8 protein-coding genes are annotated in these 7,616 nt (G+C 70.2%); 6 read left to right on the top strand and 2 right to left on the bottom strand.

Going from position 1 to position 7,616, the window contains the following annotated elements:
- Positions 1–71: 71 nt before the first annotated feature.
- Positions 72–1,604, bottom strand: coding sequence for a D-alanyl-D-alanine carboxypeptidase/D-alanyl-D-alanine-endopeptidase (gene dacB / locus G3N96_RS36445; protein WP_206140207.1), 1,533 nt, complete (start codon positions 1,602–1,604; stop codon positions 72–74).
- Positions 1,605–1,790: 186 nt separating this feature from the next.
- Here dacB and G3N96_RS36440 point away from each other — a divergent pair, with 186 nt between their 5' ends.
- The 6 genes from G3N96_RS36440 (at position 1,791) to G3N96_RS36415 (ending at position 7,169) form a co-directional block, all read left to right on the top strand.
- Positions 1,791–2,453 (top strand): response regulator, encoded by a 663-nt coding sequence (locus tag G3N96_RS36440; protein ID WP_021164091.1) that lies wholly within the window; start codon positions 1,791–1,793, stop codon positions 2,451–2,453.
- A gap of 3 nt (positions 2,454–2,456) precedes the next feature.
- On the top strand, positions 2,457–3,803 hold the full coding sequence (locus tag G3N96_RS36435; RefSeq protein ID WP_206140205.1) for an ATP-binding protein: 1,347 nt from the start codon (positions 2,457–2,459) through the stop codon (positions 3,801–3,803).
- Positions 3,804–3,914: 111 nt separating this feature from the next.
- Complete coding sequence (locus G3N96_RS36430; protein ID WP_206140203.1) at positions 3,915–5,399, top strand: DegQ family serine endoprotease; 1,485 nt, start codon at positions 3,915–3,917, stop codon at positions 5,397–5,399.
- 105 nt (positions 5,400–5,504) lie between these two features.
- The gene (locus G3N96_RS36425) at positions 5,505–5,942 is read left to right on the top strand and encodes a carboxypeptidase-like regulatory domain-containing protein (protein WP_206140201.1); all 438 of its coding nucleotides are present in this window, start codon (positions 5,505–5,507) and stop codon (positions 5,940–5,942) included.
- Between the two features lie 131 nt (positions 5,943–6,073).
- Complete coding sequence (locus G3N96_RS36420) at positions 6,074–6,433, top strand: DUF427 domain-containing protein (protein ID WP_206140200.1); 360 nt, start codon at positions 6,074–6,076, stop codon at positions 6,431–6,433.
- Positions 6,434–6,461: 28 nt separating this feature from the next.
- Positions 6,462–7,169, top strand: coding sequence for an SRPBCC domain-containing protein (locus G3N96_RS36415; RefSeq protein WP_206140198.1), 708 nt, complete (start codon positions 6,462–6,464; stop codon positions 7,167–7,169).
- 39 nt (positions 7,170–7,208) lie between these two features.
- Here G3N96_RS36415 and G3N96_RS36410 read toward each other — a convergent pair.
- Positions 7,209–7,616: helix-turn-helix domain-containing protein (locus G3N96_RS36410; protein ID WP_206140196.1), on the bottom strand; the 408-nt coding region annotated here is incomplete at its 5' end.

Raw genomic sequence — 7,616 nt, 5'->3', positions numbered from 1 at the left:
GATGCCGAGGCGGGCCGACGCGCGCCGGCAGCAGGCCGCCGGCGTGCCGTGTGTCGCGGCGCGCGGCAACGTCAGTGCGCGCCGGCGTAGATCCATTCGAGCAGCGAGTCGTGCGCGGCGCGCGCGGCTTCCGCGTGATCGTTGTTGATGAAGCTCACGACGATGTAGCTCTGGCCGTCCGCACCGGCGACGTAGCCGGCGATCGCGCGCACGTCGCGCAGCGTGCCGGTCTTGATGTGCGCGTTGCCGAGCACGCCGGCGTTGGTGAGGCGGTTCTTCATCGTGCCGTCGATGCCGGCGATCGGCAGCGAATCGACGAACGCCTGCGCGACCGGGCTCGCGTTCGCGGCCTGCAGCAGCGCGGCGAGCGACAGCGCGCTCACATGTTCTTCGCGCGACAGGCCCGAGCCGTTCTCGAGCACGAGGTCGGGCATCGCGATGCCGTTCTTCTGCAGGAACGCCTGGATCACGCGGCTCGACTGCTCGGGCGTCGCGGGCGGCTTGCCGCTGACCGCGCCGATCGTCAGGAACAGGTTGCGCGCCATCACGTTGTTGCTGAACTTGTTGATGTCGTAGACGATGCTGCCGAGCACCGGGCTGTGATGCACGGCGAGGGGCCGCGCGGCGGTCGGCACCTTGCCCTCGCTCACGGGCCCGGCGATCGTGCCGCCGTCCTGCTGCCACAGCGCGAGGAAGCCGCGCGCGAAGAACGTCGTGTGATCGAGGATCGCGAGGTTGGTCGTGTGCGCGCCGCAGCGCAGCGGGTAGTCGCCCGCGAACGAGGCGGTCATGATCCCGCCGCCGGCCGTCAGCGTCGGGCGCGCGGCCGCGGCGGCCGCGCTGCACGAGCCCGAGCCTTCGACCAGCTGGTTGTCGATCGACAGGTCCGCGAGCGGCGGCAGCACGTCGACGGCCACCTTGCCGTCGTCGCCCGGCGTGACGGTGAACGACACGGCCTTGAATGCGTACAGCAGCGGATCGGGGCCGACGTTGTACGGCGCGCTCGCGTCGTCGTCGAACGAAGGGAGGTCGCGCGTCGAGGTCGCGAAGTAGCTCTTGTCGAGCACGAGTCCGCCTGCCACGCGCTTGACGCCGGCCTTGCGGAGCTTGTCGACGAGATCGATCAGCTCTTCGGGCACGAGCTTCGGATCGCCGGTGCCCTTGATGTACAGGTTGCCCTGCAGCGTGCCGTCCGGGTCGACGGTGCCGTCCGTGTAGGCGGTGGTGCGCCAGCGGTAGTCGGGGCCGAGGATCGACAGGCCCGAGAAGGTCGTCACGAGCTTCATCGTCGACGCCGGCATCATCGGCCGGCTCGCATTCCACGCGATCAGCGGTTCCGGATCGCCGACGCGCTCGACGACGACGCTCATCGCCGACGCCGGCACCTTCGCGCGCTGCAGCGCGACGAGCACGGACGCCGGCAGGCCGGCCGCGCGTGCGCCAGGCGACACGACGGCCGTCTTGCGTGCTTCCTTGTGGGATTTCTTGCGGGCCTGCGCGGGCGGCGCGAAGGCGAGGGCCGTGCAGGTGGCGACGACGGCGGCCGCCTTCAGGCAGACGCGGGCACGGGGGGCGAACCGGGTGGAAAGATCGGAAATCGGCATGAGCGAATACGGGGGAAGCACGACGTTCGGGCAGGGCGCGCGCGGCGCCAAAGCGCACATTGTAGAGACAAGTCCGGACAGCCCCCTTGCAATCCGCCTTTCTGTTGCATTGCACGGTGCCGCGCGCCCGGTTCGCGGCGCTACAATGGTCGGCGTGTTTGACTCGCCCCATGGATGCCTGTCCCGATGCGGATTCTGCTTGTCGAAGATGATCGAATGATTGCCGAAGGCGTGCGCAAGGCGCTGCGCTCGGACGGCTTCGCCGTCGACTGGGTGCAGGACGGCGACGCCGCGCTGACGGCGCTCGGCGGCGAGACGTACGACCTGCTGCTGCTTGATCTCGGCCTGCCGAAGCGCGACGGCATCGACGTGCTGCGCACGCTGCGCGCACGCGGGCTGGCGCTGCCGGTGCTGATCGTCACCGCGCGCGATGCGGTGGCCGACCGCGTGAAGGGGCTCGACGCGGGCGCCGACGACTACCTCGTCAAGCCGTTCGACCTCGATGAACTGGGCGCGCGGATGCGCGCGCTGATCCGCCGCCAGGCCGGCCGCAGCGAATCGCTGATCCGCCACGGCGCGCTGACGCTCGATCCCGCTTCGCACCAGGTGACGCTCGACGGCGCGCCCGTCGCGCTGTCCGCGCGCGAGTTCGCGCTGCTCGAGGCGCTGCTCGCGCGGCCCGGCGCGGTGCTGTCGAAGAGCCAGCTCGAGGAGAAGATGTACGGCTGGGGCGAGGAGATCGGCAGCAACACGGTCGAGGTCTACATCCACGCGCTGCGCAAGAAGCTCGGCTCGGACCTGATCCGCAACGTGCGCGGGCTCGGCTACATGGTCGTCAAGGAAAGCTGACGCGTGAGGTCGATTCGTCATCAATTGCTGATCTGGCTGCTCGCGATCGTCGTCGCGGGCGTGGGCCTGGCGGGCTGGCTCATCTACCGGCAGGCGCTCGCCGAAGCGAACGAACTGTTCGACTACCAGTTGCAGGAAATCGCCGCGGCCTTGCCGTCCGAGCCGTTCTCGCAGGTGTTCGGTTCGCGCACCAACGGCGACGAAGGCATCGTGATCCAGATCTGGAACCGCAACGGCGTGCTGATGTACTTCTCGCATCCGCGTGCGCCGATCGCGCCGCGTGCGGAGCTCGGCTTCTCGACCGAACGCACCGATCGCGGCGAATGGCGCGTGTACGGCGCGATCGTCGGCGACAACGTCGTGCAGCTCGCGCAGCCGCTGTCGGTGCGCAACCGGCTCGCGGCGAACGTCGCGCTGCGCACGCTGTGGCCGCTGATCGTGCTGTTGCCGTTCCTCGGCGCGGCCGTGTGGGTGATCGTCGGACGCGGGCTCGCGCCGCTCGGCCGCGTGACGCGCGCGGTCGAGGCGCGACGGCCGGAAGCGCTCGATCCGCTGCCCGATGGGCGCCTGCCGCTCGAGGTGCAGCCGCTCGTCCGCGCGCTGAACGGGCTGCTCGCGCGGCTGGCGGCTGCCCTCGACACGCAGAAGGCCTTCGTGGCCGATGCCGCGCACGAACTGCGTACGCCGCTCGCGGCCGTGCAGATCCAGGCGCAACTCGTCGCCCGTGCGAAGGACGACGCGTCGCGCCGCGAGGCGATCGCCGATCTCCAGGATGGCGTGTCGCGTGCGACGCGCCTCACCGAGCAACTGCTCGCGCTCGCCCGCGCCGAACCGGATGGCGCGACGATGCGCGAGCCGGTCGACCTGCAGGCGCTGCTCGCCGAATGCGTGGCCGCGCTTGCGCCGCTCGCGCAACGGCACGACATCGATCTCGGCTTCGAGGAGACGCGCGCGGCGAGCGTCGTCGCGGACGTCGGCGCGCTGCGCGTGATGTTCGGCAACCTGCTCGACAACGCGGTGAAGTACACGCCGGACGGCGGCCGCATCGACGTATCGCTGACCCGCGACGCGGCCGGCCGCGCGTGCGTGCAGATCGGCGACAGCGGGCCCGGCATTCCGGCCGACGAGCGCGAACGCGTGTTCGACCGCTTCTACCGCGACAGCTCCGCGCGGGCGCGCACCGACGTGTCGGGCAGCGGGCTCGGGCTCGCGATCGTCAAGCGCGTGGCCGCGCAGCAGGGCGCGACGGTGTCGCTCGGCGACGCGGCCGCGGGCGGCCTGCTCGTCAGCGTCGTGTTTCGCGATGCCGAGATGCCGGCCGAGGCGCTGCAGCCGTCCGAATCCGTGTGAAATGCACCTCCGTGCAGGCGCCGGCGGCCGCTTAAGCCCCGCTTAAGGCTGATTAAGCCTCCTTTAAGTCAGGGTCGTTACGCTGCGTCCTAACAAAGAGGAGGTCCTACGATGAACACCCGATTCCTTGCGCGCGGCGCCGTCGCGGTCGCCGTGGCGGCCGCCCTGTCCGCCGGTTATGTCGCCGGCACCCACCGCGCCGATCCGCAGATCATCACGCCCGCGCAGGCCGCCGCATTGATGCCGGCCGAAGCGGCCGCGAAGACCGGCATCCCCGATTTCTCCGGGCTCGTCGAGACCTACGGCCCGGCGGTCGTGAACATCAGCGCGAAGCACGTCGTGAAGCAGGTGTCGCGGCGCGTGCCGCAGCCGCAGCTGCCGATCGATCCGAGCGACCCGTTCTACCAGTTCTTCAAGCACTTCTACGGCCAGGTGCCGGGCATGGGTGGCGACGCGCAGCCGGACGACCAGCCGAGCGCGAGCCTCGGTTCCGGGTTCGTCATCAGCTCCGACGGGTACATCCTCACCAATGCGCACGTGATCGACGGCGCGAACGTCGTGACGGTCAAGCTGACCGACAAGCGCGAATACAAGGCGAAGGTCGTCGGCTCCGACAAGCAGTCCGACGTCGCGGTGCTGAAGATCGACGCGAGCGGCCTGCCGACCGTGAAGATCGGCGACCCGGCGCAGAGCAAGGTCGGCCAGTGGGTCGTCGCGATCGGTTCGCCGTACGGCTTCGACAACACGGTCACGTCGGGCATCATCAGCGCGAAGTCGCGCGCGCTGCCGGACGAGAACTACACGCCGTTCATCCAGACCGACGTGCCGGTGAACCCCGGCAACTCGGGCGGCCCGCTGTTCAACCTGCAGGGCGAGGTGATCGGCATCAACTCGATGATCTACTCGCAGACGGGCGGCTTCCAGGGCCTGTCGTTCGCGATCCCGATCAACGAGGCGATCAAGGTGAAGGACGAGCTCGTGAAGACGGGCCACGTGAGCCGCGGCCGCCTCGGCGTCGCCGTGCAGGGGCTGAACCAGACGCTCGCGAGCTCGTTCGGGCTGCAGAAGCCGGACGGCGCGCTCGTCAGCTCGGTCGACGCGAACGGCCCGGCCGCGAAGGCCGGCCTGCAGCCGGGTGACGTGATCCTGTCGGTCAACGGCTCGCCGGTCGCCGATTCGACGTCGCTGCCCGCGCAGATCGCGAACCTGAAGCCGGGTTCGACGGCCGACCTGCAGATCTGGCGCGACAAGTCGAAGAAGTCGATCAGCGTGACGCTCGGCGCGATGGCCGACGCGAAGCTCGCGTCGAACGACGGTGGGCCGGTCGAGCAGGGGCGCCTGGGCGTCGCGGTGCGTCCGCTGTCGCCGCAGGAGCGCAGTGCCGCCAACCTGTCGCATGGCCTGATCGTGCAGCAGGCCGGCGGGCCGGCCGCCAACGCGGGCATCCAGCCCGGCGACGTGATCCTCGCGGTCAACGGCCGCCCGGTCACGAGCCCCGAGCAGTTGCGCGACGCGGTCAAGGGGGCGGGCAACAGTCTTGCTCTGCTGATCCAGCGCGATAATGCACAGATCTTCGTGCCGGTCGACCTGAGCTGACCGGCGACGGCCGATGGCCGGCCAGGCCGGCCGCGGCGGGCGCCGCCGCCGTACTGAAGGTGTGGCGCGGCGCCCTGTATGTGTTCCGACCCCAAGGAGAGAGCCATGCAATATCTACGCAACGTGTCCCGATTTGCCGTTGCCGCGGCGCTGGCCGCCGGCCTCGCAGCCGGAGCGACCGGCGCGTACGCGCAGTCGGACGGCTTGCCCGCCGCGCGCCAGCAGGGCGACGTCACCTTCGTGTCCGGCGGCGTCGGGCTGGACGAATCGGCGGCGTTCCAGCGCAACGAGCCGAGTTGGCCGCTGGCGCTGCGGTTCACCGGCAAGGGCGGTGAGTTCCTGGCCGACGTCCATGTGCGGATCGTCGACGGCAAGGGTACCGAAGTGCTGAAGACCGACGCGCGCGGGCCGTACATGCTCGTGAAAGTGCCGCCGGGCCGCTATACGGTGCGGGCGTCGTACCAGGGCAACGAGGAATCCCACGCCGTCACGGTCGGCGCGAAGGGCGGCGCGAAAACCGCCTTTCAGTGGAGCGCGCAGTAGCCCGCCGCGCGCGGCCCCGTCGGGGGTGCGCATTCGGCTGCGGTTTCGCCCATAATGAAAGCCACGGCACTCGTGCCGTGGCTTTTTCGTTTCCTGAGTCCGGCCTGGCCGGGCCGCCCCAAGGAGAAACGATGTCCGACGCAGCCGACCCTCGTCTCGAAATCGTGCCGAACCGCCATCGCGTGCGCGTGATTCATCGCGGCATCACGTACGCCGATTCGCACGGCGCGTTGACCGTGCGCGAAACGGGCCTGCCGGACACCCACTACCTGCCGCGCGGCGACGTCAACATGCGCCGGCTCGTGAAGTCGGGCGTCACGTCGGCCTGCCCGTTCAGGGGCGAGGCCGTGCACTTCGACTTGCAGACCGAAGACGGCGTGATCGAGAACGCCGCATGGAGTTACGAGGCACCGAAGGCGGCTGCGCTGGCGCTCGCGCACTACGTTGCCTTCGACGCCGCACGGATCGACAGTCTCGTCGAGACGTCCTGATGCGGCGCGTGTTCATCGGGGAGGCGTCATGGAACTGAACGACACGTTACGCATACCGCTCGCCCCGCCCGTCGTGCGGGAGGCATTCGAGGATCTCGCGTTGCTGCGCGCGAGCTTCGACCATTGCGAATCCTTCGTGAAGCTTGCGCATGGCGAGTTTGCGCTGACGATCACGGTGCCGCTCGGCCCGCTGCGCGCCCGCTACGACGTGCGTGCGCATGCGGCCGCGGAGCAGGGCGACGCGGAAGGGCAGCCGCGCCGCGTGCTCAACTTCAAGGCGCGGGCCGACGGGCTCGGCGCGCTGCGCGGCCAGGTCGAACTCGTGCTGATGCCGGATGACGATGCCGACGCCACGCGCATCGAGTACGTTGTCTGGGCGACGGCAAGCGGCCCGCTCACCGAGTTGCCGGGGCGGCAGATCGAAAACACGCTGCGCGAATGGACCGACGATTTCTTCCGTGAATTCTGCACGGTCGTGCAGGCGAAGCATGGTCTTGCACCGAATCGCGCGCGCTCGGCCGTGCCACGGCGCCAGCACGTGTTCCTGCGGCCGGCGTCGCTGGTGGCCGCGACGAAGCGTGCGCTGCCGCCGCACCTTGGCGGTGCGCTGAGCGGGCGTGCCGCCAGCGCGCTCCCGCATCGCGGCGCCGGCACGGTTCCCGTGTGGGCGTGGGCCGCGATGATCGTCTTCGTCGCGCTGCTGCTGTACGCGGCGCGCTGGATCAACGGCGGCTGAGCGGCCGGCCGGTTCCGCCAGCGCTGCTCGCCGCGCGCGTTACCGCACGACATCGGCGCCGGCTCCGGCGCCGCGAAATTCCCTTCGATATGCCGACGGCGACGTGCCGAGCGTGCCCGCGAAATGCTGGCGCAGCGACACGCTCGACCCGTAGCCGGCCGCCTGCGCGATCGCGTCGATCGATTGCCCGGTGGTTTCCAGCAGATGCTGCGCGCGCGCGAGCCGCTCGGCCTGCAGCCACGCGGTGACGGTCGTGCCGGTCGCCTGGCGGAAGTGGCGCGTGAACGTGCGCCGGCTCATCAGCACGCGTTCGGCGAGCGAATCGACGCTGTGTGCGGCGTCGAGGTGGGCGCGCACCCAGTCGAGCAGGCCCGCGAGCCGCGCATCGCGCGGGTGCGCGGCCACCGGCTGCGGCACGTATTGCGCCTGCCCGCCCTGCCGGTGCGA

It is taken from the genome of Burkholderia sp. Se-20373 (assembly GCF_017104705.1).
Classification (GTDB): Bacteria; Pseudomonadota; Gammaproteobacteria; order Burkholderiales; family Burkholderiaceae; genus Burkholderia.
The sequence above is the reverse complement of the archived record's forward strand: the minus strand, read 5'-3'. Positions and strand labels throughout refer to the sequence as shown.

What these genes read in the sequence shown, in the direction of transcription:
- G3N96_RS36440 (WP_021164091.1), top strand. Translation starts at nt 1,791, where the DNA reads ATGCGGATTCTGCTTGTCGAAGATGATCGAATGATTGCCGAAGGCGTG.
- G3N96_RS36420 (WP_206140200.1), top strand. Translation starts at nt 6,074, where the DNA reads ATGTCCGACGCAGCCGACCCTCGTCTCGAAATCGTGCCGAACCGCCAT.
- G3N96_RS36415 (WP_206140198.1), top strand. Translation starts at nt 6,462, where the DNA reads ATGGAACTGAACGACACGTTACGCATACCGCTCGCCCCGCCCGTCGTG.
- dacB (WP_206140207.1), bottom strand. Translation starts at nt 1,604, where the DNA reads ATGCCGATTTCCGATCTTTCCACCCGGTTCGCCCCCCGTGCCCGCGTC.
- G3N96_RS36425 (WP_206140201.1), top strand. Translation starts at nt 5,505, where the DNA reads ATGCAATATCTACGCAACGTGTCCCGATTTGCCGTTGCCGCGGCGCTG.
- G3N96_RS36430 (WP_206140203.1), top strand. Translation starts at nt 3,915, where the DNA reads ATGAACACCCGATTCCTTGCGCGCGGCGCCGTCGCGGTCGCCGTGGCG.